The organism is Acinetobacter sp. GN11, from assembly GCF_054823985.1.
Genome location: NZ_JRVL01000017.1, coordinates 1 through 25,699, shown reverse-complemented (window position 1 = coordinate 25,699; position 25,699 = coordinate 1). Strand labels below are relative to the sequence as shown.

Here is a 25,699-nt window from a genome sequence, read left to right as displayed (position 1 = left end):
TTGATGAGCAACATAAACGAATACTTGATTATATTAATGAAATTGATGATGTAAAAGATGATGAAGATAGACGTCGAATTAAAGATGTTTTAGATAATATTATTGATTACACACAATCACATTTTACTTTCGAAGAAAGTTTACAAGAGGAAGCGGATTATAAATATCGTGTGCCACATAAACGTGTACATGACTTGTTTATTAAAAAAATAGAGTTATATCGTGAACGTTTTGAAATGGGACATACTGTTGAAAAAGAGCTACAAGAAATTTTAGCAAAATGGTTAATTAACCATATTCAGCATGATGATGCAGATTATGTGGGGGCAGTAAAAGAAAATATGATGGGAATTATTAGAGAAAAAGAAAAGAAGAAAGGGAAAAACTGGTTTGCTCGGTTTTTCGCATAATTTAAATAACAAAACTTATAATTTTAGTTAGCGCAGCAAACTATCGTTTCGGTAGTTTGCTTTTTTTATTGAGCAAACTTTGATTTTCAGGCATGAGACGGGCAAAATATCGATAGTCTTTTTCAAGGAATGCATAATGCAGGACATACCTATGTCACGATGGTTATCGCCCCTGATGGCGTTTTGCTTATCTTTCATCATTATGGCGACATTGGCGCCCGCTATGGGGATCCAGATTGATCGTCAAATCGATTTCTGGTTATTGTGGTTAGGCACAATGCTGTTATTGGCTTTGCCAGTTTGCTATTTAGAAATTGCTTTAGCAAAACGGTCGAAGACTACTGCTTTAAATGCTTTATCAAGTTTAACTCGTGAAGCAGATAGTTCACCAAAATGGCGTTTGGCTGGTTGGCTTGCAGTTATTTTTATTCCATTTTTAGCAGGGAATGTACTGAGTACTGCTGGCAATTTATTGACAGTACAGCTCAATAACAGCGTTTCTGGGCAAATTGTTTTTGCTGGGCTTGCAGTTGCGGCTTTAATTTTATCTTTTATTCCGCGTCAGATTTTAATTCTGCTCATGACAGTCGGTGTAATCGCTTCTCTTGTTTTAGCTAATACAATGGGAACGACTTTACAGCCTTGGCATTGGACAAATGTTGAATTTAAAGAATGGGGTAATGCAACTGTACTTGCTCTTGTTGCGAGTGGTTTAGGCTTAGGACTTTACTGGCAAAATAGCTTGTCTGTAATTCACTCTCAAGAAGGCGCTACAAAAACTGTACTTCCAATCTGGTTAGCTCAGTTAATTGCTGTCGTTGCGTTTGGTTTCTTTTCTCTTCAAGCACAGCTTCCTGTTTTTACCTGGATTTTTACTGCGGTAATGACAACAGCTCTGTTTATTCAACTTGCTAAAGAACAGCTCGCTCAACGTCAACTGATGTACGTTTTACAGTGGGTGATTATTGTTGTAGTAATTGCGGTTTGGGCTGTGCCTGAACTTCACGGCATCTTTACGCTGATTTTGATGCTTTGGGGATTACTCATTTGCCTGATCTATGCAATTTTTGCTGGTTGGATTATGAAAATTAGCCACTTGCGTAAATCAATGAATTTTAGCAATGAGTTGTTCTATAACTTGTGGCGTATTGCGGTACGTATTGTTTTACCGCTTTCAATCGTAATTGCCATGATTGCGGTAGTTGGACAAATGATCTGATGGAAAAAGCTCAGCAAGTGTGGGTTGCTTTTGCAGCCCCAGAGCAACAGTTTTTAGTTGCTGTTCCATTTGAAGCTGGAATGACAGCGTTACAAGCAGTTGAAGTGAGTGGGTTGCAGACACAGGTAAGTTTGCCTGAGCCATTACAACTTGGCATTTTTGGTGCAAAAGTTGAAGCACATGCGATTTTACAAGCGGGTGATCGGGTAGAGGTTTATCGACCTTTAACGATTAATCCTAAGGAGATACGCCGTAACCGCGCCGAGAAAAATCCTGTGGGGCGATATATTAAAAGTAATCGCTTAAAGTAATAAGCCCCATAAATAAAACCCCTCGAAGTATTTCACTTGAGGGGTTTATTTTTATTAGAAAAAACGATTATAGTGGTGGGGCAGTTAAAATCGCTTCTTTAGAAGCAGGTAAACCTGGTTGCGATTCTGGAATAGTTTCTAAACCTTCAATTTTAGTTACTGTGCCAGTGCTATCAAAGTAAATTTTTAAATGCTGACCATGTGCTGCGGGGATTTTTGCCTTTTTAGCGTAAGTTCCCGGGATATAGTTGTAAATGTAGTCCCAACGCTGAGGATTGAGGGGATCAGTCACAGTTGGACTACCAAGCAAAAAACGCACTTGCTGGAAATTCATGCCGACTTGTACTTGAGAGGCCTGAGCTTTGGTCAAAGGAGTCCCTTGAGGAATATCAACCTTATATACACCAAAGATTGAACAACCAGCAAGGAGTGAAGTGACTAATAACGTCAGCACGAGTTTTTGCATTTTGCTACACTATCCCAATAAATTATGATGCATTTGATCAAAGGATAGATCATACTTCATCTAAATTCTATTGCCTATTCCAACTTGAGATTTGTTGAGAGACCTTTTTTCATGCCTATTTCCAATCAAGATTTGCGCAAAGCTGGACTTAAAGTTACCCTTCCACGAATTAAGATTTTGGAATTATTAGAAAATTCAAAGCAACATCATCTTAGTGCTGAAGATATTTACAAGACTTTGTTAGAACAAGGGGAAGATGTCGGTCTTGCGACAGTTTACCGTGTGTTAACACAATTTGAAGCTGCAGGTATCATTCAGCGTCATCATTTCGAAAATAATCATTCTGTTTTCGAAATCATGCAAGAAGATCATCACGATCATTTGGTTTGCTATAATTGCAACAAAGTTATTGAATTTACTAATGATGTTATCGAGAAGGAACAGCATGCTGTAGCAGACCAATATGGGTTTACCTTAACGGGTCACTCATTAAACCTCTACGGTTACTGTAACGAACCTGAGTGTCAGGAAGTTCTGCGCAAGAAATAATCGTTTTCACACAAAGAAAACAAATAAAAAAGGAAGGTTACGTTTAACCTTCCTTTTTTTATGAGGAAATTACTGTCGGTCGAAGGTTAAATGCTGATTTGTGCCTGCAATTTGATCAGGTCCCTCTTCAGCAAGCTTAATTGTCAAACGTAAATCGTTAGGTGAGTCGGCATGTTTTAATGCATCTTTGTAGGTAATTTGGCCTGCTTTATAGAGATCAAACAATGCTTGGTCAAAGGTTTGCATACCGAGTTCACGGGAACGCTTCATTAAATCTTTAATTTCATGAATTTCACCTTTACGAATGTAGTCCGAAATTAATGGTGAGTTAATTAAGATTTCAATTGCAGCACGGCGCGAGTTGCCATCAGGTGTTGGAATAAGTTGCTGAGCAATCATGGCCTTTAAGTTAAGAGATAAGTCCATGTAGAGCTGACTGTGGCGGTCACTTTCAAAGAAGTGAATAATACGGTCGAGTGCTTGGTTAGCGTTGTTGGCGTGCATTGTGGCCAATACAAGGTGACCTGTTTCAGCGAAGCCAATCGCGTAGTCCATCACTTCACGAGATCGAATTTCACCAATCAAGATCACGTCTGGTGCTTGTCGCAAAGTATTTTTTAAGGCAATTTCAAATGAGTCCGTATCGATTCCGACTTCACGTTGGGTAATGATGCAGCCCGCATGTTCGTGAATAAACTCGATTGGGTCTTCAATGGTAATGATATGACCTTTAGTGTTGTGGTTACGATAGCTAATCATTGAAGCCAAAGACGTCGATTTACCCGTACCTGTCGCACCAACAAAAATAATGATGCCGCGTTTAGTCATTGATAAATCTTTAAGAACAGGTGGTAACTGTAAGTCATCAATTGAAGGAATTTTAGTTTCAATTCGACGTAGTACCATGCCTGGCATGTCACGCTGCTGAAAAGCACTCACACGAAAGCGGGCAGTTTTATCACGGTTCATAATGGCAAAGTTACATTCACGAGTGTCCGCAAATTCTTTGCGCTGTTTTTCGCTCATGATGGAATGTAAGAGTTGACCAATAACATCGCCTGAAAGACTATTTTTTGAAATTGGAACAATTTGCCCGTTAATCTTCATAGACGGTGCAACACCATCTGTAATAAAAAGATCGGATGATTTTTTTTCAACCATGAGGTTGAGTAAGTCATTAAAATCCATATTTATTCTCTAATTCTTTTTATAGGAATGATTCAGGTTGTTTTGCAGCAGTACGAGCCGTTTGTGGACTAATCACACCACGAGAAACTAGACCTTTTAAGCTTTGGTCGAGTGTGGTCATACCATGATTTGCGCCAGTCTGAATTGATGAATACATTTGGGCGACTTTGTTTTCACGAATTAAGTTACGAATGGCAGGAATACCAATCATGATTTCATGTGCTGCGACACGTCCACCGCCATTCTTCTTAAGTAGAGTTTGCGAAATAACAGCCTGTAAAGATTCTGACAACATGGCACGAACCATGTCTTTTTCTTCGGCTGGGAATACGTCAATCACACGGTCAATGGTTTTTGCAGCAGACGTTGTATGGAGCGTACCAAACACCAAATGACCCGTTTCGGCAGCAGTAAGTGCTAAACGAATGGTTTCAAGGTCACGCATCTCACCGACCAAAATAATATCGGGGTCTTCACGAAGTGCTGAACGAAGTGCTGCATTAAAGCCATGTGTATCACGATGCACTTCACGCTGGTTAATCAAACATTTTTTCGACTGATGTACAAATTCAATTGGGTCTTCAACCGTTAAAATATGGTCATAACGATTTTCGTTGATATAGTCCATCATCGCTGCAAGCGTCGTAGATTTACCCGAACCTGTTGGACCAGTGACCAGTACAATCCCACGTGGATAGTCGCAAATATCTTTGAAGATTTGACCTAAGCCTAAATCTTCCATAGTAAGTACTTTAGATGGAATGGTACGAAATACTGCACCAGCACCGCGGTTTTGGTTAAATGCGTTAACACGGAAACGAGCAACATTTGGCACTTCAAAAGAAAAGTCGGTTTCAAGCTTTTCTTCGTAGTCTCGGCGTTGTTTATCATTCATGATGTCATAGACCAGACGGTGAACATCTTTATGATCTAGAGCTGGTAAGTTAATGCGACGGACTTCACCATCAACGCGAATCATCGGTGGCATGCCAGCAGACAAATGTAAATCGGACGCGCCATTTTTCACAGAGAAAGCGAGTAGCTCTGTAATATCCATAATTTCCCCAAGTAAATCAAAATATGTCATTATTTTGTAGAATAATATACGGCTTTCACCGAGGCTTACCAACACCTCGCTTTAGGTGAAAAGCAAAAAAGTTTTTTGAAAATGAGAACCTTGTCAATGAATTACCTGCAAGATGCGCGACAGCTCGTATTACAGCAAATCCAACGTACTTGTGAACATGCTCAGCGTGCGCCTGAAAATGTGCAACTTTTAGCCGTGTCGAAAACACATCCGAGTGAAAGTTTGCGTGAAATGTATGCAGCAGGGCAAAGAGCATTTGGTGAAAACTATTTACAGGAAGCTTTAGACAAAATCGAAGCTTTACAAGATTTAGAAATTGAATGGCATTTTATTGGTCATGTTCAGCGCAACAAGACCAAACATTTGGCTGAAAAGTTTGATTGGGTACATGGTGTAGATCGTTTAATTATTGCTGAGCGACTATCTAATCAAAGACTTCCAGATCAATCTGACTTGAATATTTGTTTGCAAGTGAATATTGATGGGCAAGACAGTAAAGATGGTTGTGCACCAGATGAGGTTGCCGAGTTAGTTGCTCAAATTAGTCAACTGCCGAAAATCAAATTACGCGGTTTGATGGTGATTCCAGCGCCAGACAATACTGCTGCTTTTGCAGATGCTAAAGCCTTGTTTGATACTGTGAAAGAAAAACATGCCCACCCAGAACACTGGGACACATTAAGCATGGGAATGTCAGGTGATTTAGACGCTGCAATTGCCGCAGGTTCAACCATGGTGCGTGTAGGAACGGCTTTATTTGGAAAGCGCGATACAGTTGAAAAAAAATGACTTTTACAATTTAGATAAACGTTTTGTCGGGTATGTGTAATTTGTTAATTTAAATTTAATTTTCCTAGCTTATAACCCAGATATTTTAATATTTGAGTGTGTAGGGTATGGATTTGTTGCATGTTTTCATTCTGGCAATCATTCAAGGTTTTGCTGAATTATTGCCAGTTTCTAGTTCCGCACACGTTATTTTAGCTGAAAAATTAATGGGGTATGATCCATCTGCACCTGATATGACCTTTTTACTTGTCATGTTGCATACAGGTACGATGTTTGCAGTGATCGTTTACTTTTGGAAATCTTGGCGAAAGACTTATTTTTCTTCATGGGACAGTTTCAAAAAACAAGCCTTCTATATTATTTTGGCAACCTTAATTACAGGCGTACTCGGTTTAGCGCTCCAATCTATGATTAAACATGTGTTCTTCGGTGGAGCGAGTAGTTTCGAAATTGAGCATTTGTTTAGTAACTCAAAATTAATGGCGGCTGCGCTGATTTCGGCAGGTGTTCTGATTATTTTATCTTCGCGTTTAGATCGTGGTCAGCAGGGTGAAATCAGTTTGCGTAGTGCTTCTATTATTGGAGCAGTGCAGGCTTTATGTTTACCTTTCCGTGGCTTTTCACGTTCTGGTGCCACGATCTCTACTGGACTATTCTTAGGGGTATCTCGTCAAAAGGCTGAAGAATTCAGTTTTGCACTTGCTGTCGTATTAACGCCTGCAGTAATTTTAAAAGAGTTATATCGTTTAGTTCACGCTCAAGGTTTACAAACTGTAGCTCATGGGCAAGTGTTCCATTCGATGGTTCCAAGTTTATTGGGCATGTGCTTTAGCTTTGGTGCGGGTCTTCTCGCATTGAAATGGCTGTCATCATGGTTAGAACATGGATGCTGGCATTTGTTCGGTATGTACTGTATCGGTTTTGCAGTTGTGGTGCTCTGCGTTAATTAATTTTTTGATATTTTAAAAATAAAAAATTAGTACAAGACCATACAAGAAGAAAGGGGCGTAAATAATACGCCCCTTTGCTATATAAGATTCATTAACTTTCAGATATGAAATCCTAATAAATTAACCTACGACTTCAATCGTACTTGCGCCAGCTCCAAGTGGTTTCACCTGAATTTGAACAGGAATACGCTCATGCATTTCTTGAATGTGTGAAATGAGAATGACTTGGCGCCCCTGATTTTGCAACTGATCTAAAGCATTCATAACCATATGCAAAGACGAAGCATCTAAAGTACCAAAGCCTTCATCAATAAACAGAGATTCAATTTTCATTGAACCCGATGCCATATTGGCAATGGCTAAAGATAAGGCAAGGGCAGTTAAGAACGACTCACCGCCAGATAGCGATGCAACAGAGCGGGTTTCTCCATCCATGTCGTGATCAATAATCGCAAGACTTAAAGACTGATCTAGACGTTTAAGTGTATAGCGTTGAGAAAGCATCGCTAGTTGCTGATTGGCATGTTCCACTAAAATATCTAAATGATATTGCTGCGCATAGTCACGGAACTCTTTACCTTTGGCATCGCCAATGAGACCTGAAATTTTGCTCCAGCGATGTTCTTCTTGCTGAATATTTTGAATTTGCTCAGCGTATTGTTGCTGTTTAGCTAGATTTTGCTGATGCACTTCGAGCTTAAGCTTAAGCCGATCACGTACTTCAAGCTGTGCTTTAAGCTCTGCAATATTGTCTTGAATGAGGCTAACAAGCTTTTCATGTTCAATATCTGGCTGAGTTTGTAAATGCTCACTCAATTGCTCTTGCATGGTCTTAAGGGCAGAAGAAGCTTCACTTAATAAACGCTCGGCATGATTAAGGCGGTTACGAATATCTTGTTCTTGGGCTGAATTAATCTGCATGAGCGATGTAAGGTCAGATGCTTGAAAATCAGCGTGAGCTTTTAACCAGTTTTGAATTTGTCCATCAATCTGCTGCTGATGTTGTGAGGTATGTTGATGTTGATGCTTAAGTTGATCGAGCGCCTGTTTTTGCTGCTCAAAATGCTGTCTAGTTTGTTCGAAACGTTGTTTAGCCTCATGATACGTCGTTTGTTGCTGCTGACGTTTAGCATCGTGCTCAATTAACCATTCGTGCGGTTTAATGTCAGCGCGGCCTGTCATTTGTTGAATGAGCGACACCGCTTTTTCATTATTTTGTTGGCCTTTAAGCGTAATGTCTTTGAGATTTTGGTCGATCTCATCAATTTGCTTGGTCAATTGCTCAAGGTTGGCAGCTAACATTTTAAGTTCTTGTTGCTGCTGTTCAAAACGCTGTGAAAGCTGTTCTTGTTGTTCAAGCTGCTTAGCACGTGCATCAAGAATTGACCAAGTCTGCTTAGCCGTTTGGCTACTCGACTGCTGCCACGCGTGCTGTTCGGTTTCAGATAGACACTCAACAATATGTTGAACTTGTTGTTGCCATTGCTGTGCTGTATTAAGCAAACTTTCATTACGCTGAATAGATTGAACGAGCTGATTGTGTTGTTTAATCGCTTGGGTTAAACGCAAGTTTTCTGAATCAAATGAACTTATCGCAGTTTGCGCGGCTTGTCTGAGTTCGTTAAGCGTTTGCAAGATTTGTCCAGGAGCTTGATTAAGCTCAATCTGTAACTGATTAAGGTTAAAACCTTGCTCAAGTTCTTGCTGCAAGCTTGATTGTTTGGCTTTAAGTTGAGTTAAGTATTTCTGAACTTGCTCAAGCTCAGCAAGACACTGGGTAAGCGCATGTTGTTGGTTTTGCCATGCATTAAATTTAGTTTGCTCTAGTGCTACTGCTTGTTGTTCTTGTTGTTGCTGCAAGTCAAATAAAGCTTTAGAGAGGGCACTGTCATCAACACGATAGGGATGATCTGTGCTTCCGCACACTAAACAAGCTTCGCCGTCTTTAAGATTGGCCCGTAACTGCTCAATATTTTCGGTGTGTAATAAACGCTGCTGTTGCAGGATCTGCTGTAACTTTTCACGTTCAGTTTTTGCTGTTTGGTAGTCTTGTTCAGCTAACTGGCAAACGGTTTTAAGCTGCTGCTCTTGGGCTGAGGCCTGAATATGTTTTTCGGTGAATTGCTGAAGTTCAGCATATAGCTCATGATAAATTTTTATTTTCTGTTGAATCAGATCTAACTGAGTGATTTGAGCAAGCTTCTGATCTTTGTCTTTATGCTGTTGTTCAAGTTTTAACTCAATCTGTTCAACTGTGCCGAGTGAAGCTGTCAGTTGTTCGAGTTCACTTTTAGCTTCTGATAGCTTCTGGCGAGCAAGGGTAGGGTTGCCGAGCTGCTGTTCAATTGCTTGGTAATTTTGAATAAATTGGCCAAGCTGATGCAGATGCGCTGACAGGCCTTTATCCAACACAGCATATTGCTGAGTTTGGGTAAGTTGCTGTTGAAGATGAATTTGGTTCTGCTCAAGCTGTGCAATGTGCTGTTGCACAGTGTTTTGCTGCTGGTGCAGTGGACTGAGTTTTTGCTCAAGAGTATGTCTTTTTTCTTTGCACTTTTTATATTCATCGGCAATAAAGGCACGTTCTTGAATGGACTGTCGAACTTGATTTAAAGCATGTTGATGCTGTTGTTCAAAATCGAGGGTCTGTTTGAGTTCTTGCTCTGCAAGTTGATATTGTTTTTGACCCGTTTCAAAAATTTGCACCAAATCATTAAACTTGGTTTGTGCTTGCTGAATTTGCGGCTCAAGTTGTTGTAGCGTTTGTAAATTTTGAGATTGCTGAAAAACCTGCTGACGTATTTCAGAGAAAACTTCGAGCCGTTGTAATTGCTCACGTTCACCAGCCAATTGCTGATGATGGTTTTGCTGGGTTTGAAACTGTTGCTGTTTAGCTTGAACTTCTTGCTCAATTTTCGCTTTGCGTTCAAACCATTGTTGCTGTTTGTTTAAGACATTTTTTTGTTGTTCTAACTGTTGATGGTTTTGTTCAGCTTGCTGATATTGTGCAGTAAAAGCTGCAATCTCTTCATCAGACAAAATTTCAATATGGCCTAAGAATTCTTCAAGCTGTTTACGCTGCTTTGCAATATCTGCTGTTTTACGAAAAGCCAGTTCACCGATTTTAGCGAAAATGCTGGAGTTAGTTAGGTACTCGAGTAACTCACCGCGTTCGCTGTCTCGTGCTTTTAAAAATGCAGTTACTTCTGACTGGGCAAGTAATACGGCACGCGTAAATTGTTCAAATGAAAGCTGGGTAATTTGTTTAACTTTTTCATCAACTGCTTTGGCTTTGTCGGCAAGCACAACACCATCGGTCAGGCATTTTAAGTGGCGCTGTACACTTTGTAATTTGCCATTTGGATTTTCACGTGCGCGTTTAATTTCCCAACGTGCCAAATAGCGTTTTTGATCTTGTGCAATAAAGCAAAGCTCTGCAAAACCATGTCCTGTACCACGGCGTAATACAGTTAAAGGTGAATTAGTGAGTAACTCTGAACCATCGACATCTTTTAATTTGCCATCGCTGTCTTTAAGGCGAGGAACCCGATTAAACAAAGCCAGACACATCGCATCTAAAATGGTCGACTTACCAGCACCAGTTTTCCCTACAATTGCAATGAGGCCTGCATGGGCTAGAGGTGCGCTTTCGAAATCAATAAAGTGTTCATCAGAAAGAGATGCCAGATTTTTTATACGAATGGATAAAATTTTCATGACATATCCTTAAGGGGTTGCATCATTTTCAAGATTTTTTTGTGCTTCTTGTACCAGACTCAGAAAATCTTTTAAGACAGCGTCATCGGCGCTGTAACCTTGTTTTTCCCAAATATTCTGAAATAACTTTTCTGGTGTTGGTGGTTCAAGGGTAATTTGCTGAGTGGTATTTGAATCGGTAGCGTCTTTGTTCACATATTGACGTGAAATACGCACTAAACGATAGCGGTCAGGCGGTAAGGCTGCTTCAAACTGCTGACGTAAATTGGGTTGTGGCGGCGTTAAACTATAATATTCAATATCGACATATTCACGGTGGTCAATATTTTCAATCACGCCGTTTGGCAAGGCTTTGAGTTGTTGCAGCACTTCATTTAATTCCCCACGAATACGGTGCAATTGTATGCAACGCGGAATTTCTACAGCTTCAAATTGCAAACGGCTGTCTGTCTCTTGAGCTGGGTCAATTTTAACCTCAACCACTTGGTGTTTATAGTTAATTTCACTAAATGAAAGCGGAATTGGCGAGCCACTATAACGAATATGTGGCTGACCTACTTTTTGTGGTTTATGTAAGTGCCCTAAAGCCACATAGTCGACAGCATCTTCAAATAAAGTCGTTGAAAGTGCTTCTTCATTACCAATTATAATTGGGCGTTCAGAGTCGGATGTTTCCCCACCTTGCATGTGGGCATGCGACATCAAAATAAGCGCTTGGTCTGGTGTTTTACGACATTTGGCTTCTGCAATCAGTTGCTGGTGCAAATAGGCAATCGCATTTTTGCTATTGGTGGTATGTTCATTAAAGCCCGTAATTTCGGCTGAGCGTAAAAAAGGTAGAGCAAGGCACCACGCTACAATGTCTTGATTTTTATTGTAAATAGGTAAAAGTAGTCGATCGAGATCTAGAGTTTTATCTTCATTCCAGCGAACCACGCCCACGGTTTTTGCATTGTATTTTTCTAAGAGTGGTTCGACCTGCTCAATACGGTAGCCTGAGTCATGGTTACCCGCAATCATGAGTGTTTGCATGTGTGGGGCAAGGCGATGGGCATCTGCTAAAAATTGGTAGAGCTGTTTTTGTGCTTGAGAACCCGGATTAATCACATCAAAAATATCGCCGGCAATGAGCAGAGCATGCGGTTGTTTTTCTTGAATTTGAGTGAGCAACCAGCTTAAAAATTGTTGGTGTTCGTAGTGGCGTGAATGATTGTAAAAAAACTGCCCCAAATGCCAGTCAGAAGTATGTAGAAAATGTACGGACATAGAAACAGACATCAAGCCAAAATAAACATAGATACGTTAGCATAAATTGGCAGGAGATTTTATCAAGACATTTTAAAGTGCTCGTTATTTAAGCCTAAGTTGAAACTTGAATTAATTTTTTTACTTTAAACTTTGCTTTGTTACTATCGACTTAAACCATGAACTTTGAGAACAAAATGACCATTCATGAATACGAAGTAAAAATACAATGGGAAGGCAATACGGGAACAGGTACTTCTTCTTATCGTTCATATAAAAGAGACTTTAGTATTCAACATCCGCAAAAAGCCACGATCCAAGGTTCATCAGACCCTGCCTATTTAGGTGATATAACCAGATGGAATCCGGAGGATTTATTGGTTGCATCAGCTTCAGCTTGTCATAAGCTTTGGTATTTACACCTGTGTGCAGTCAATCACATTCATGTGCTGAGTTATGTCGATCACGCACTTGGCTTTATGGAAGATGCAGATCCAGTTAAACGTGGTCACTTTACCCAAATTACTTTAAGACCAGAAGTTGTTTTAGAAAAAGGTGCCGATCAAGCGCTTGCTGCAAAATTGCATGAAGAAGCGCATCATGAATGCATGATTGCCAATTCGGTGAATTTCCCAATTACATGTGAAGCCAGTTTTAGCTTTGCCGAAGAATAAATAGTAAATAGCCACCGATAAAAATGTGGTGGCTATAAATTAGAAAATAAATAAATTGGTTAAATAAGATCTTTAAGCAGCATTTTCATCAACTTGAAAAATACCAAAAACGTTGTGGTCTAAATCGACAAAGTAACCATGCCAAGCACGACCGGGAATGGCGAATTTATCCATCGCGACAATACCACCTTGCGCTAAAATTTTTGCAGCTACTTCATCGAAGTTTTCCACCTGAATCGAACAGGTAAATGCATTGGTGCCATATTCCATTGGTGGTGTTTGGGCTGGGCGTTTTAATAGTCCACCCATAATTGAGGGCGTTTCGATACGGTAATATTCAATCGGTAAATTTTCATCGAGTTTAAATTGCCAGCCAAACACAGCTTGATAAAACTGCGCATCGCGGGCAGGGTTTGAAGACTGGATTTCAAAATAGGCAATGTTGTTCATATTATTAAAAACATATTTTTATGGTGTAAAAAGTATACGCATAGCCTTTATGACCATGAAACAACTATTGTGTATGGTGAGCGTAAAATAAATGGAAGTGCCAGAAAATAAAAACCGACGATTCGAGTGATGAGAGAATCGTCGGTCAAAAACTTCATCAAGGGTTTCGGCTGCTAACAAAACCTAATCTGAAGGAAGAAAAGAGTCGTAATGAAAGGTCACCGATACAATTCTGCGGATGCCGTGCAAAGGAAGTATTCGGTTGCTGCGACCTTATTACCCTATATAACGTCAAGAGATTCAGATTGGTTGACAGAAAAATGAAAAAAAATCGAAAAAAATTTATAATTATTTTTTGAACCCATAAATTAGGCAAAAAGATGACCAAATTACGTTCTTACTTTCTCTGGTTTTTTGGTTTATGCATCGTACTCACCTTAGTTGTTGGTGTAGTTGCAGCACTATTACCAGCGAGTGTAGGCGGTATTTTAACAGCCGTTCCATATTTAGGGGCAATGATTTTTGTCTTATTTAAATTTTTAAAGAAAGAACGCCGTGCACCGACTGTACAAGAAAAAAAGAAATTTACTTTAGGTTTTACCCTGATTTTCTGGGGCTATAACTTGTGTGGTGTTGTATTCGGCTTATTTTTATTTGCAAGAAAAGACCCTGAGATTTTGCAAAACTTTATGCTTTACCTCAAACAGCCTCAGTTCTTCAGTATTATGGTGATTATGCTTTTAATGTTAGCTATTCCGCTTTATTTAATTACCTATTGGTTTTATGGTAAACAGGCACAGCGAATGGCAAGCAAAATGTTTAATATGCAATAGATCACTATATAAACAGCTACGATTAAATATAAATGAGTCTTATATAATTAAATAAAACTTGTGTCCTCGGTTTTGGAGGAAATATGAATAAGAATGTATTAATCACCGGTGCTAGTGGTTTTATCGGAACGCATTTAATTAAGTTCCTGCTGCAAAAAAATTATAACGTGATTGCTGTGACACGGCAGGCTGGAAAGATATCTGACCATCCTGCCTTGCAGTGGGTGCAAAAGTTTGAAGATATTTCGACACGTCAGATTGACTATGTGGTGAATTTGGCAGGCGCAAATATTGGCGAGAAACGCTGGACCGAGTCACGTAAAAAACAACTCATTGAAAGCCGAGTAAACACGACACGAAAGTTATATGCATGGCTCAAGCAATCTGAAATTTTTCCAGAAGTGATTGTCTCTGGCTCGGCCATTGGTTATTACGGTATAGATGCTGAAGAAAAATGGGCAGAGGTGTGCACCGAACAAAGCTCGCCACAGCCCATTTTTATGTCCGAGCTTTGCCAAGAATGGGAGCATGCAGCTTTAGCAGATACTCAGCAAAATACTAAAATTATTCGCTTAGGTGTGGTGTTTGGGCAGGGTGGTGGCATCTTGCCTAAAATGTTGCTTCCTATTCGACTCAATTTAGTTGGCAAGATTGGTCATGGTCGTCAGCCTGTGGTTTGGGTACACATTAAAGACGTGTTAAATGCCATCGAGTTTATATTTAAGCATCCTCAATCTGCCCAAATCCATAATGTTGTGGCGCCAGAAAATGTGACTCAACAAGCTTTTGTTGAACAAGCTGCTGCGGTACTCAATAAGAAACCGCTGTTGTCGGCGCCAAGCACGGTTTTTCGCTGTTTGTTAGGGGAACAGTCGCAATTGATCTTAAATGGTCAATACGTCAAACCCGCTGCCCTGCAAGCAGAAGGATTTGAGTTTGCCTATCCGCGATTAAAAATGGCTTTAGAGAATGTACTCGCCTCAGGCTAAGATTTTATTTTGTAGGCGCTCTGGTGAATATGCTTTGGCATCAACTAATGTCGGTTGACCCAGCATAAGTTGACGGAGCAATTGCGCAGAGCCTGCGCCCATACATAACCCATTTCTAAAATGACCAAAGTTAGCCCAGAGGTTATCCATTTCAGGCATTTTGCCAATGTAGGGAACGCCATTTGGTGAACTTGGTCTGAGTCCTGCCCAGCGCTGTACGATCGGGAAATCTGCCAGTTCAGGCACCATTTCTAAGCAAGCTTCTAAAATATTGTGTTGGGTTGTTTCGTCGGTGGAAGTGTCGAAACCACGATGTGCCATGCTAGAACCACATACGATATGCCCGTCCATACGTGGAATCAGATACATCACTCGATTCATACACATGGTCGGTAGCCAGTGAGCAGGGGTTTTAAATAACAACATTTGACCTTGAACAGGTTCGACTGGAATTTCGAGTTGTAATTGTGAGTTCCAGTAATGGCTCCAAGCGCCCGAAGTTATTACAAAATGATCTGCTGTATGTTTGCGACCATCTTCGGTTTGCAAGGCTTGTATCACATCATCCTGTTGAAACAGTTTTTTAACAGCAACGTGTTCAAAAAACTCAACATTTGGATGCTGTTTTAAATAACTAATCAGAGACTGTAATACGCGTGGGTTACGAATATTAGAAAGTTCAGGAAAATAAATGGCTTCTTGAAACCGATCGGAAATATGCGGATTGACTTGCTCTAGGGCATCTCGCTGTAAATATTCGCAGCGCTGCATGGGTTCTTGATGTTGATTTGCGTAGGAAAGTCCGACGTCAAAATCTTCTTCATCAAAAATCAACATGCCTGTGTCATGAATTTCAAAATCAATCCCTGTAACAGGGAAGAGCTTTTGGTTCCATGCTTGATAAGAGGCTTTGCCAAATTGAGCAAGTTGGTTCACTGCATGCACATAGCGCCAAGGGTACATCGGAGAAAGAATACCTCCGCCAGCCCAAGAGGCTGCTTGTCCCGCTTGTTGTTGATCAAAAATGCTGACTTTACAGCCTTGTTCAACCAACTCCAGCGCAGACATTAATCCACTAATGCCTGCGCCAATGATTGCAATATGCATGCAGTGTTATCCTTTCTCTGCGAACTTAGTTCATTTCCTTGAGTTTTTCGGCAGCAGTTTCTGCAAAGTAAGTCCAGATCCCGTCTGCACCAGCACGGCGGCAGCACATGAGTGATTCTAAAATAACTGAGTCTGATAACCAGCCATTTTGAATTGCACCCGCTAACATCGCGTATTCGCCACTCACTTGATAAATGAATGTTGGAACACCAAAGGTATCTTTCACTTCACGTACCACATCCAGATATGGCATGCCCGGTTTTACAATCACCATGTCGGCGCCTTCTTGAATATCAAGCGCGATTTCATGTAATGCTTCGGCACGGTTGGCAAAGTCCATCTGGTAGTTATATTTATTACCACCTTTTAGGTTGGATGCAGAGCCAACAGCATCACGGAACGGGCCATAGAAGCTCGACGCATATTTCGCAGAGTAAGCCATGATGTTGGTATAGATGTGACCGTTGGCTTCTAAAGCTTGACGAATGGCGCCTATACGACCATCCATCATGTCACTTGGTGCAACTACATCAGCACCTGCTTCTGCATGACTTAATGCTTGTTTAATCAAGCATTCTACAGTCTCGTCATTAAGCACATAGCCAGTTTCATCAATAATGCCGTCTTGACCATGAGTCGTGTATGGGTCGAGTGCACCATCAGTGATTAACACCATTTCTGGTAATTCTTTTTTAAGCAAACGGCAGGTGGTTTGTACTAAACCATCTTCATGCCATGCAGCTTCTGCGGTCAGGCTTTTATCTTCTTGAGGAGTGACTGGAAAAAGAGCCAGTTTTGATACGCCCAATTCCAGAAGTCTTTCAGCTTTTTTCAGTAATAAATCTGCCGACAAACGCTGAATGTTTGGCATACTTGGAATATCTTGGGTCTGATTTTGTCCCGGTAATACAAATACTGGATAAATCAAGTGATTGGTAGTGAGCTGTGTTTCGCTGACCATCGCACGCAACTGGTCATTTTTACGAATACGGCGCATGCGAGTGGCTGGAAATGCAGGACGATTGAACGTATAAGTCATAACAATCTCGATGTTCGGTATTACACTAGGATAGGTTGGCGGATATTCCATTACTGTCAACCGACTGCTGTATTGTAGCCCCATAATGCTGGATTTGTACAAAATTATGGGTGTTTATCATGCTTTTAAATTTAGGCAACGTATGAGTGATGAAAAGAAAAATTGGACTGGGAGCATTCATTTAGGTGCAAAAACTGACCTGAATGTAGTTCTTAAGCAATTATGTAAGGCGTTTAATAGCTCTCCTTTTTTTAAGCATAGTGGAATGATTATGCGTGTGGTGGACGGGCAGATTGAAGGTTATATCGAGATGCAACCCGACCTGATTGGCAATCTGGCATTTCAGATTTTGCATGGCGGCGTTGCTGCAACTTTGCTCGATAGTATTGGCGGAATTGTGGCAATGGAACATCTATATCGTCGTTCAACCCCCGAAACTTTAACCGAGACCATTAAGCAAGTGTCGCGTTTGGCAACAGTCGACATGCGTGTAGATTATTTAGCACCGGGACGCGGTAAATACTTTATTGCCCGTGCTGAAGTTCTGCGTTTAGGGCGTAAGGGCTGCACTATGCGCATGACAATGGTTAATGATGAAGATAAAGCCATCGCTGCGGGTATCGCTTCATATGCCTATTAGGCGATGAATTGAACGATTTAAAAGCACCACGTGTGCTTTTTTTGTGTTTAAAAAGCTAGAACTTTTATAAAAACCTTGAGATAAACATTAATTTAATTAGAACGAACGCATTAGTTATAATTTTTTATTCTCATATCATGAGGTTTTAGCGTTAAAATTAGCTCCTTTGACAATGCGGTATGTCTTGTTTATAGAAAAATAAAAACTCTATAACAAGGTGTAGTGCGAGATTGATGGCAAAGCCACCCCATCTTTAGGAACATACCATGACTGATGCACAAAGCAATGTAGAAGAAACAGTGCCAACAACATCTGCCTCGGATGACAACAATCAAAACAAGCGCAAAAAATTTCTTGGTTTTTTTGCGCTGATTTTATTGATCGCCGCTATTTTATATGCAATTTGGGCATTATTTTTAAATCATTCCGTGAGTACGGATAATGCTTATGTCGGTGCTGAAATCGCGCAAATTACCTCAATGGTGAGCGGTCAGGTCGCTCAGGTGATCGTAAAAGATACCCAAACGGTACATCGTGGTGACGTGCTGGTTCGTATTGATGACCGTGATGCCAAAATTGCATTAGCGCAAGCTGAAGCAGAACTCGCAAAAGCAAAACGCCAATACAAACAAACTGCGGCAAACAGTAGTTCTTTAAACTCTCAAGTTGTGGTTCGTGCTGACGAAATTAACAGTGCCAAAGCACAGGTTGCTCAAGCGCAGGCCGACTACGACAAAGCTGGATTAGAGCTCAACCGTCGTGCACAACTTGCTGCGTCTGGTGCAGTGTCTAAAGAAGAACTCACTAAGGCACAAAGTGCAGTTGAAACAGCAAAAGCAGGGCTAGAGCTTGCTAAAGCTGGTTTAGCACAAGCGTCTTCAAGCCGTAAAGCTGCCGAAAGTACCTTAGCTGCGAATGAAGCTTTAATTCAGGGTGTAAGTGAAGTTTCAACACCTGATGTGCAAGTTGCACAAGCACATGTTGAACAAGCTCAGCTTGATTTAGAACGTACTGTCATTCGTGCGCCAGTTGATGGCGTGGTTGCGCGTCGTAATATTCAAGTCGGCCAACGCGTTGCGCCGGGCACTAGCATGATGATGATTGTGCCGCTGAATGATTTATATGTAGATGCAAACTTTAAAGAAAGTCAGTTGAAAAAAGTCCGTCCGGGTCAAATCGTTACGCTTACTTCAGATTTATATGGCGACGATGTTGAATATCACGGCAAAGTGATGGGCTTCTCTGGTGGTACGGGTTCTGCCTTTGCCTTAATTCCGGCTCAAAACGCAACAGGTAACTGGATTAAAGTGGTTCAACGCTTACCAGTTCGTATTGCACTTGACCCGAAAGAACTTGCTGAACACCCACTGCGTGTTGGCTTGTCGATGGAAGCAAAAGTCGACTTATCTGCGAAGTAAACGCTTATGAAAACGCAAACACCTTTTGCCGAACTAAGCGGTGGCCGTTTATTACTGGCAGCGTTTGTTATTGCCTTGTCGAACTTTATGGTCGTGCTCGATACGACCATTGCCAACGTCTCTGTACCGCACATTACCGGTAACCTTGCTGTTTCAAGCACACAAGGCACATGGGTTGTTACGTCGTATGCAGTTGCAGAAGCGATTTGTGTACCCTTAACGGGTTGGCTTGCGGGCCGCTTTGGAACCGTCCGAGTCTTTATTTTTGGCCTGATTGGTTTCACCATTTTTTCTTTCTTGTGCGGCCTAGCAAACTCATTAGGAATGCTGGTGTTTTTCCGTATTGGACAAGGTCTATGCGGTGGCCCACTTATGCCACTCAGCCAAACCTTGCTCATGCGTATTTTCCCTAAAGAAAAACATGCACAGGCCATGGGCCTATGGGCAATGACAACTGTTGTTGGACCAATTTTAGGACCAATTTTAGGTGGTCTGATTAGTGACAACCTGTCTTGGCACTGGATTTTCTTTATTAACATTCCGGTCGGCATTGTTTGTGTTTTAGCGGCAATCCGTTTGCTTAAACCAGCCGAAACAGAAACGATTTCTTTAAGAATCGATACGGTCGGTTTAGGTCTGTTAATTTTGTGGATTGGTGCGCTACAGCTCATGCTCGATTTAGGGCACGAACGCGACTGGTTTAATAGCACCAGCATTGTGGTATTAGGCTTAACTGCCGCGATAGGCTTTGTGGTGTTCCTCATATGGGAGCTGACCGACAAACACCCCGTCGTGGATGTCAAAGTCTTTAGGCATAGGGGCTTTGCAATTTCGGTACTGGCCTTGTCGCTGGGCTTTGGAGCGTTCTTTGGCAGTATTGTACTGATTCCACAGTGGCTGCAAATGAACCTTTCCTATACCGCCACATGGGCCGGCTATTTAACTGCAACCATGGGTTTTGGTAGTTTGACCATGTCACCGATTGTGGCGAAGCTTTCGACCAAACATGACCCACGTGCGCTTGCAAGCTTTGGCTTGATTTTACTGGGTGCTGTGACCCTAATGCGGGCGTTCTGGACCACAGACGCCGACTTTATGGCACTGGCTTGGCCACAAATCCTACAAGGTTTTGCCGTACCGTTCTTCTTTATTCCACTGTCGAACATTGCACTCGGTTCGGTACTCCAGCAAGAAATTGCATCTGCTGCGGGTCTTATGAACTTCTTAAGAACCATGGCTGGGGCGATTGGTGCTTCAATTGCTGTGACCGTGTGGGACGACCACGCCAAAGTTGCGCGTAGTGAAATGGTGTCAAACCTAAATACTGCCGAAGTTCAAAATAACCTTACACAAAATGGTTTTTCGGCTGACTCGACTTTAGGAATTATTTCAAACCTCGTCGATAAAGAAGCCATTACTATGTCAGCAAACCATGTGTTTTTGCTGTTTGCAATGGTGTTTGTCTTTGCGGGGCTGGTTATTTGGCTGTGTCCAAAACCCAAAGGAGATGTCAGCGGAATGCCTTCTCACTAAACACAAAAAAGCATCTCTTCGGAGGTGCTTTTTTTAGGTCCACTAAAAAATAAACTGCATCTGCAAATGGCAAATTTTGCCTGTATTTAGCGAAATAAAGCATGCCAGAATCGGGCAAATCAGTTATAAAAGAGTGTGATATCAAGCAAGGAGGCATCAAACAGGGCACAGGATAAAACGCCCTTAAACATTCAATATTATAAAACCTTATTTTTATCAAAGATTAAAAAAACTTAATACCTGAAAACAAAGAAGCTTGCATGGCAATTGCATGGATAGGCAGGCGTATATATTGGAGTTATCACGTGAATAAAAGATATTCATTTTTGTTCAGTAGTTTATTAGCAGTCGGTTTATTACAAGGATGTGGAGATGACTCCTCGTCAGATCAGCCCAAGGATGATTCAAATACAACCCCGCCCAATTTAATTGTTGATAATGATCCCACCAGTTGTAGCAAACTGGCACAAGACGGTTCAAGCGTGGTGGTCGGTTCAAACCAAAATGGTGACCCAGCGGCACCTGAAGGTGCATCGGGTTATAGACTCGGTAACACGGTTAAATACGCAGATAAATATATGGTGGTGGCAAACACGCCACTTGCGGTAAAAGCGGGCTGTGATGTTTTAAGAGCAGGCGGTAGTGCAGTCGATGCAGCCGTTGCGGTACAAGCGGTGTTGGGTCTGGTCGAGCCACAATCAAGCACCATTGCTGGTAGTGGTTTTATGATGTATTACGACGCCAAAACCAAAAAAGTCACTGCTTATGATGGCCGTGAAACCGCACCAGCCGCAGCCAATGAATATTATTTAATTCGCCAAGATATATATGACCCAAATTCACCTGCACCTGTACCAAGCGCTCGCCGTAGTGGTCGCTCGATTGGTGTGCCGGGTGTGATGCGTTTGCTTGAACAAGCACAACAAGAACATGGCAAGCTTAAGTGGAACCAGCTTTTTGGTGAAGCGATTGGTTTGGCTGACAACGGTTTCCGTATTCCGGGGCGTTTAGCAGATGCAATTGCAAGTAATGCAAACAATTTAGCGCTTGATGCAAATGCAATGGCGACCTATTTCTACACAGATGGTTCACCTCGTAAAGTCGGTGAAACCATGACCAATAAAGCCTATGCAAAAACCCTTGAAACACTTGCTTCACAAGGCGCAAATGCGCTGCACACTGGCCCGATCGCCCAAGCGATTGTAGCGAAAGCAGCACAGACGTTAGGGGATGACCCAGCACGAACTCCAATTACCCCAAGTTTGATGACTTTGCAGGATTTATCGAACTATCAGGTGAAAAAACGCGACCCGATTTGTACGACGTACCGTGACCGTTACTATGTATGTACCATGCCACCTCCATCTTCGGGAGGGATTGCGGTTGCGCAAACACTGGGTATTTTAGAAAACTTTGATATGTCGCTGTATCCACCTAAAAACCCAGAAAACGAAGGCGGTGTACCGGATGTGATGGGTGTGCATTTAGTGTCTGAGGCAGAACGTTTGGCCTACGCCGACCGCGACAAATATGTAGCAGACACTGACTTTGTTGCTTTACCAGCACAGGGTATTGCAAGCTTTATTGATAAAAACTACTTGAAGCAACGTGCAGCATTGATTAACCCGAACCAAAGTATGGGCGTTGCGCCAGCGGGTAATTTCAACCCAACTTTGGGTGTCGATACGACTGTTGAACACGGCACGACTCAGTTCACGATTGTAGATGCCTATGGCAATGTGGTTTCAATGACATCGACTGTTGAATCGAGCATGGGTTCATTCCACATGGTGGATGGTTTCTTGCTGTCGAACCAGTTAACTGACTTTAGCGCCAACCCGCTAGACAGTACGGGAGCACTGGTTGCTAACCGTGTGGAAGGGGGCAAACGCCCAAGAAGTACCATGGCGCCAACTTTAGTTTTTAAAGGCACCACGCCAGATGAGTTTTATATGGCAACAGGTTCACCAGGTGGCGGTACCATCATTCAATATGTGGTTAAAACTTTGGTGGGTGCGCTGGACTGGAACTTAAATGCACAGCAAGCCACCTCGCTTGTCAACTTTGGAGCGACCAATAGCAAAAACACCAATGTAGATAGCTCGAATGTACAGCTTTCTTTGCTTGATTTGATTGAAGGTTTAAAAGCAAAAGGGCATGGCGTTGCTAACACTGCGCAAACCAGCGGTATTTCAACGATTATGAAAGTAAATATTAATAATCAAAGTAAATACGCAGGTGGGGTAGACCCACGCCGTGAAGGTATTGTATTAGGCAATGGTGCTTTATAGACCCAACTTTAAAAAAAGCTGTCATTTTTGGCAGCTTTTTTATGTGGCCCTTGAAAAAAACAAAAGGCTCCCCATTATGTAAATATGTTCATCAGTAGCGGACTGTTGATAAAATGCACAGTATTTTATTTTAGTTATGCTATGATGTTCAGACATTCATGGGGATGTTATTGGCTTCGACGCTGGTGATGAAACTCATAGATGCATGCCGAGAGCGCATTTTCTCTCGTAAATCAAATTTGCATATTTTAGTCGCAAACGACGAAACTTACGCTCTAGCTGCCTAAGGGCAGTTTGTCCGCTTCCTAGAATACTTGTGGTTTAGGAACCCGACCGTAGCGCACGCACACAAGTCCGTATAGAGTCAAGCCTCGGGGCTTTATACCAAACTTAGAGGATCGCAACTTGTACCCTGTTCGTCGGGTCACTTGGTGTTAAAACAATAGACGATATCTAAGCATGTAGTATTCTCGAGCGTAATGCTGGCGGACGCGGGTTCAACTCCCGCCATCTCCACCAAAATTCCTTATATAAAACAGCCACTTATAATAAGTGGCTTTTTTATTGACAGGATTTTGACAGGCTTAGTCTGTCTTGAGTTTTGCAATTTCTAATTTGTTCTTATCGCCATGAATCCACTTAGCATAACGTTTCATGAGCATCTGTAGGCTATGCCCAAGCTGATCGGCAACAAACACAGGGTTAACGCCATCCATCAAAAGCATAGTGGCATATGTATGCCTTGCGTTATACGCTGGACGATGTCTAATACCACAAGCTTTCATTGCTTCAACTAAACGGTTCCTTGGCGGCTTTTCATTAAAGAAAGGTTCGCCAGTTTCAGGACAAATTAATAAATGATTGTCCTTGTAACTTCTTTTTCTTTTAAACTTCAAAAGTTCTTTTATTGCTGCCTTTGATCTGTCATTTAAATAAACCTCACGCGCTACGCGAGTTTTAGTCACATTTTTTTCAATACCACGTACACGGCTTTTTGTGACACGAAAAGTATCGTTGAAAAGGTCAATATCAGATTCATGCAGCGCAATCAGTTCTGATGGACGGCAACCTGTCCAGAAAGCAAGCTCATAATACCAATAGTAAAATTCATTATCTTCAACCATGTTTTTTTCAAGATATTCAAGTAATGCATTCATTTCGCTACGGTTAAATGGGTCGGGGATATCTACTTGGATTTTTTTATTTTTAACGGCATCAAGTGGGCTTTTATCAATATATTTATTTTCCATTGCGTACTCAAATACACCACGCAAAGGGATAAGGCAGTTGTTTAGGGTTTTAGCTGTCTTGAAATCACGATCAATAATAAGTTCTTTAATATCTTCTGAGGTAATTTGGTGAATTGGCACAAGTGCCAAGTCAGGCATCCAATGGTTCTCAAGAATATTTTTATAACCCTTTTTGGTGTCTAGATTGCTTTCACATAATTTCAAATATTGTTGAGCAGCATTCTGAAAGAGTATGCCTTCCCCGACGATAACTGAGTTATCGTCGGTTTCAAGCCCTTTAGCTTCAGCAATATCTTTATCGGTTAAAATTCGCCATTCAGCTTTAGTAATTAGTTGATCTCTAATTTTAGCGGCTGCCGTGATGCCTTCTGCACTCGCGGGGTGCGGTAACGTGATGTTGTAGGCTTGTTTGTTTCGCTCGAAATAGATTTGCACTGCGCCATTTCTGATCCGCACGCCCTGCGGTAACGATTTTGAGCTTGTTCTGTCAGCCATTGGTTATAACCTTTGATTGAATAATATATGTTGCCGTCTTGCTTTGCCCAAACTAAATCTTCAGGCCATTTTTTACGTCTGTGAGTAAGTTTTTGCTCCTCAATTCCTGTCAGTTTTGCAAACTGACTGGCATCAACCCAATCTAAGGGAGTAAGACCAAGTTGAATAAGAGCCTCAACAATTTCATTCATTGGCTTTCTCTCCAGTAGGTTGAGTCGTATTTAATTCATCCAATGCTTGAGCAAACAGTTTCATGCCTTCACGTAAATGCCGAGCGTATTTTTCTGGTGCTGGATCTGCATAAATAAAATGACCACCATGTGATACAGGTACTGGCGGATTTAAGCCTGCATTTCGATACACGCTCATGATGTGCCCACCTAGCAACGACTCCAGCTTTTGAACGGTTTTGGGTTCCTGCAATTTTTCGATGTATGTAGCCATTACCAGTCACCTCCGCTTAGCTTGCAAACTAGCGCATGACTTGTTACTGCTACTAATTCTTGTTGACTTATTGCAGCCGTTCCTCCAGTGTGGCTACTGCCAAGAAGCAACACCATTCCATCATTGGGACTGTAATAATTTGCATCGGGGAAATACTCGCGTACTTCATCAAGTAACTTTGCAAGAGCCGTATTTAAACGTTTAAATCGTTTTTCAAAGTTTGGGTTCGCTGTGTAAAGCAAGTCGCTTGCATCTAATTCACCTTCAGCAAGTACTGCTAAAACTTCAGATTCTGTATAGCTTGCTTTCATACAGCCTCCTTGAATTTAACTGCGCTCCAGCAATTGTCTTCTTTTGCGATGACACAGCTAAATGAGCAATCAATATCTGGTTCATCCCTATAACGACCAACATTAGGCTTTAATTCATCCAGAAAAATAGGGCCAGCATCGTTCTTCAAAATTGAATGGCCAATCTCTCTCTCAACCTTTGCCATGCGTTTAAAGGTTTCAGGAAAATCTTTACGGATTTTGTTCCAATACCCAGCACCACCTTTTACACAGCCAATGCAATTATTATTTAGATAGCCAAGCTTATACATTGCT

25 protein-coding genes, 1 other RNA gene and 1 pseudogene are annotated in these 25,699 nt (G+C 41.5%); 14 read left to right on the top strand and 13 right to left on the bottom strand.

Annotated elements, in window-relative coordinates; genetic code table 11:
* The 3 genes from NL42_RS02260 to NL42_RS02250 all read left to right on the top strand — a co-directional run.
* Window positions 1-410, top strand: a 410-nt coding sequence (locus NL42_RS02260) for a bacteriohemerythrin (protein ID WP_461311616.1), incomplete at its 5' end; no start/stop codon positions are given.
* A gap of 151 nt (window positions 411-561) precedes the next feature.
* The gene (locus NL42_RS02255) at window positions 562-1,629 is read left to right on the top strand and encodes a hypothetical protein (RefSeq protein ID WP_461311615.1); all 1,068 of its coding nucleotides are present in this window, start codon (window positions 562-564) and stop codon (window positions 1,627-1,629) included.
* On the top strand, window positions 1,629-1,940 hold the full coding sequence (locus NL42_RS02250) for an RnfH family protein (RefSeq protein WP_461311614.1): 312 nt from the start codon (window positions 1,629-1,631) through the stop codon (window positions 1,938-1,940). Before NL42_RS02255 ends, NL42_RS02250 begins: the two co-directional genes overlap by 1 nt.
* Window positions 1,941-2,007: 67 nt before the next feature.
* On the opposite strand, the gene NL42_RS02245 is transcribed toward NL42_RS02250, so the two are convergent.
* Complete coding sequence (locus NL42_RS02245; protein WP_199966739.1) at window positions 2,008-2,406, bottom strand: outer membrane protein assembly factor BamE; 399 nt, start codon at window positions 2,404-2,406, stop codon at window positions 2,008-2,010.
* Between the two features lie 111 nt (window positions 2,407-2,517).
* Here NL42_RS02245 and fur point away from each other — a divergent pair, with 111 nt between their 5' ends.
* Window positions 2,518-2,955, top strand: a complete 438-nt coding sequence (gene fur, locus NL42_RS02240; RefSeq protein WP_016139030.1) for a ferric iron uptake transcriptional regulator — start codon at window positions 2,518-2,520, stop codon at window positions 2,953-2,955.
* Between the two features lie 69 nt (window positions 2,956-3,024).
* Here the strand turns inward: fur and NL42_RS02235 are convergent, their stop codons facing one another.
* Together NL42_RS02235 and NL42_RS02230 are read right to left on the bottom strand one after the other, a co-directional pair.
* Window positions 3,025-4,143, bottom strand: a complete 1,119-nt coding sequence (locus NL42_RS02235; RefSeq protein WP_004641663.1) for a PilT/PilU family type 4a pilus ATPase — start codon at window positions 4,141-4,143, stop codon at window positions 3,025-3,027.
* Window positions 4,144-4,162: 19 nt separating this feature from the next.
* Window positions 4,163-5,200: a type IV pilus twitching motility protein PilT gene (locus NL42_RS02230; RefSeq protein WP_035366231.1), complete on the bottom strand. Its 1,038-nt coding sequence runs from the start codon at window positions 5,198-5,200 to the stop codon at window positions 4,163-4,165.
* 126 nt (window positions 5,201-5,326) lie between these two features.
* On the opposite strand from NL42_RS02230, the gene NL42_RS02225 reads away from it, so the two are divergent.
* Both NL42_RS02225 and NL42_RS02220 read left to right on the top strand, forming a co-directional pair.
* Window positions 5,327-6,019: a YggS family pyridoxal phosphate-dependent enzyme gene (locus NL42_RS02225; protein ID WP_461311613.1), complete on the top strand. Its 693-nt coding sequence runs from the start codon at window positions 5,327-5,329 to the stop codon at window positions 6,017-6,019.
* Between the two features lie 107 nt (window positions 6,020-6,126).
* Window positions 6,127-6,969, top strand: coding sequence for an undecaprenyl-diphosphate phosphatase (locus NL42_RS02220; RefSeq protein ID WP_461311612.1), 843 nt, complete (start codon window positions 6,127-6,129; stop codon window positions 6,967-6,969).
* Window positions 6,970-7,089: 120 nt separating this feature from the next.
* Here NL42_RS02220 and NL42_RS02215 read toward each other — a convergent pair whose 3' ends face one another.
* On the bottom strand, window positions 7,090-10,686 hold the full coding sequence (locus NL42_RS02215; RefSeq protein WP_461311611.1) for an AAA family ATPase: 3,597 nt from the start codon (window positions 10,684-10,686) through the stop codon (window positions 7,090-7,092).
* Window positions 10,687-10,695: 9 nt separating this feature from the next.
* Window positions 10,696-11,964 carry an exonuclease SbcCD subunit D gene (locus NL42_RS02210; protein WP_461311618.1) on the bottom strand — a complete coding sequence of 423 codons (1,269 nt, stop codon included), beginning with the start codon at window positions 11,962-11,964 and terminating at the stop codon, window positions 10,696-10,698.
* Window positions 11,965-12,128: 164 nt separating this feature from the next.
* On the opposite strand from NL42_RS02210, the gene NL42_RS02205 reads away from it, so the two are divergent.
* Window positions 12,129-12,605, top strand: a complete 477-nt coding sequence (locus tag NL42_RS02205) for an OsmC family protein (protein WP_461311610.1) — start codon at window positions 12,129-12,131, stop codon at window positions 12,603-12,605.
* Window positions 12,606-12,677: 72 nt separating this feature from the next.
* Here NL42_RS02205 and NL42_RS02200 read toward each other — a convergent pair whose 3' ends face one another.
* Window positions 12,678-13,055: a VOC family protein gene (locus NL42_RS02200; RefSeq protein WP_049837634.1), complete on the bottom strand. Its 378-nt coding sequence runs from the start codon at window positions 13,053-13,055 to the stop codon at window positions 12,678-12,680.
* A gap of 380 nt (window positions 13,056-13,435) precedes the next feature.
* On the opposite strand from NL42_RS02200, the gene NL42_RS02195 reads away from it, so the two are divergent.
* Both NL42_RS02195 and NL42_RS02190 read left to right on the top strand, forming a co-directional pair.
* Window positions 13,436-13,888: an ABZJ_00895 family protein gene (locus NL42_RS02195; protein ID WP_461311609.1), complete on the top strand. Its 453-nt coding sequence runs from the start codon at window positions 13,436-13,438 to the stop codon at window positions 13,886-13,888.
* Between the two features lie 83 nt (window positions 13,889-13,971).
* On the top strand, window positions 13,972-14,877 hold the full coding sequence (locus NL42_RS02190) for a TIGR01777 family oxidoreductase (protein ID WP_461311608.1): 906 nt from the start codon (window positions 13,972-13,974) through the stop codon (window positions 14,875-14,877).
* On the opposite strand, the gene NL42_RS02185 is transcribed toward NL42_RS02190, so the two are convergent.
* Window positions 14,869-15,984 (bottom strand): NAD(P)/FAD-dependent oxidoreductase, encoded by a 1,116-nt coding sequence (locus NL42_RS02185; protein ID WP_461311607.1) that lies wholly within the window; start codon window positions 15,982-15,984, stop codon window positions 14,869-14,871. The two genes, NL42_RS02190 and NL42_RS02185, sit on opposite strands and share 9 nt — an antisense overlap.
* A 25-nt stretch (window positions 15,985-16,009) precedes the next feature.
* A complete protein-coding gene (gene hemB / locus NL42_RS02180) occupies window positions 16,010-17,023 on the bottom strand; it encodes a porphobilinogen synthase (RefSeq protein ID WP_045125079.1) in 1,014 nt (337 codons plus the stop codon).
* A 142-nt stretch (window positions 17,024-17,165) separates the two neighbouring features.
* Here hemB and NL42_RS02175 point away from each other — a divergent pair, with 142 nt between their 5' ends.
* From NL42_RS02175 to ssrA, 5 genes are all read left to right on the top strand, one after another.
* Window positions 17,166-17,663 carry a thioesterase family protein gene (locus NL42_RS02175; RefSeq protein WP_461311617.1) on the top strand — a complete coding sequence of 166 codons (498 nt, stop codon included), beginning with the start codon at window positions 17,166-17,168 and terminating at the stop codon, window positions 17,661-17,663.
* A gap of 266 nt (window positions 17,664-17,929) precedes the next feature.
* Window positions 17,930-19,081 (top strand): EmrA/EmrK family multidrug efflux transporter periplasmic adaptor subunit, encoded by a 1,152-nt coding sequence (locus NL42_RS02170; RefSeq protein WP_461311606.1) that lies wholly within the window; start codon window positions 17,930-17,932, stop codon window positions 19,079-19,081.
* 6 nt (window positions 19,082-19,087) lie between these two features.
* Complete coding sequence (locus NL42_RS02165; RefSeq protein WP_461311605.1) at window positions 19,088-20,614, top strand: DHA2 family efflux MFS transporter permease subunit; 1,527 nt, start codon at window positions 19,088-19,090, stop codon at window positions 20,612-20,614.
* A gap of 305 nt (window positions 20,615-20,919) precedes the next feature.
* Window positions 20,920-22,905, top strand: a complete 1,986-nt coding sequence (gene ggt, locus NL42_RS02160; RefSeq protein WP_461311604.1) for a gamma-glutamyltransferase — start codon at window positions 20,920-20,922, stop codon at window positions 22,903-22,905.
* Between the two features lie 160 nt (window positions 22,906-23,065).
* Window positions 23,066-23,424, top strand: a transfer-messenger RNA (tmRNA) gene (ssrA, locus tag NL42_RS02155).
* A gap of 65 nt (window positions 23,425-23,489) precedes the next feature.
* Here the strand turns inward: ssrA and NL42_RS02150 are convergent.
* The 5 genes and pseudogenes from NL42_RS02150 to NL42_RS02130 all read right to left on the bottom strand — a co-directional run.
* Window positions 23,490-24,590, bottom strand: a complete 1,101-nt coding sequence (locus tag NL42_RS02150; RefSeq protein ID WP_461311603.1) for a tyrosine-type recombinase/integrase — start codon at window positions 24,588-24,590, stop codon at window positions 23,490-23,492.
* The gene (locus NL42_RS02145; protein WP_461311602.1) at window positions 24,485-24,841 is read right to left on the bottom strand and encodes a hypothetical protein; all 357 of its coding nucleotides are present in this window, start codon (window positions 24,839-24,841) and stop codon (window positions 24,485-24,487) included. Before NL42_RS02145 ends, NL42_RS02150 begins: the two co-directional genes overlap by 106 nt.
* A complete protein-coding gene (locus NL42_RS02140; protein WP_461311601.1) occupies window positions 24,834-25,094 on the bottom strand; it encodes a hypothetical protein in 261 nt (86 codons plus the stop codon). Before NL42_RS02140 ends, NL42_RS02145 begins: the two co-directional genes overlap by 8 nt.
* Window positions 25,094-25,405 carry a hypothetical protein gene (locus NL42_RS02135; protein ID WP_461311600.1) on the bottom strand — a complete coding sequence of 104 codons (312 nt, stop codon included), beginning with the start codon at window positions 25,403-25,405 and terminating at the stop codon, window positions 25,094-25,096. Before NL42_RS02135 ends, NL42_RS02140 begins: the two co-directional genes overlap by 1 nt.
* Window positions 25,402-25,699 (bottom strand): annotated as a pseudogene (locus NL42_RS02130) (hypothetical protein); the annotation flags it as partial. The gene NL42_RS02135 and the pseudogene NL42_RS02130, both read right to left, overlap by 4 nt.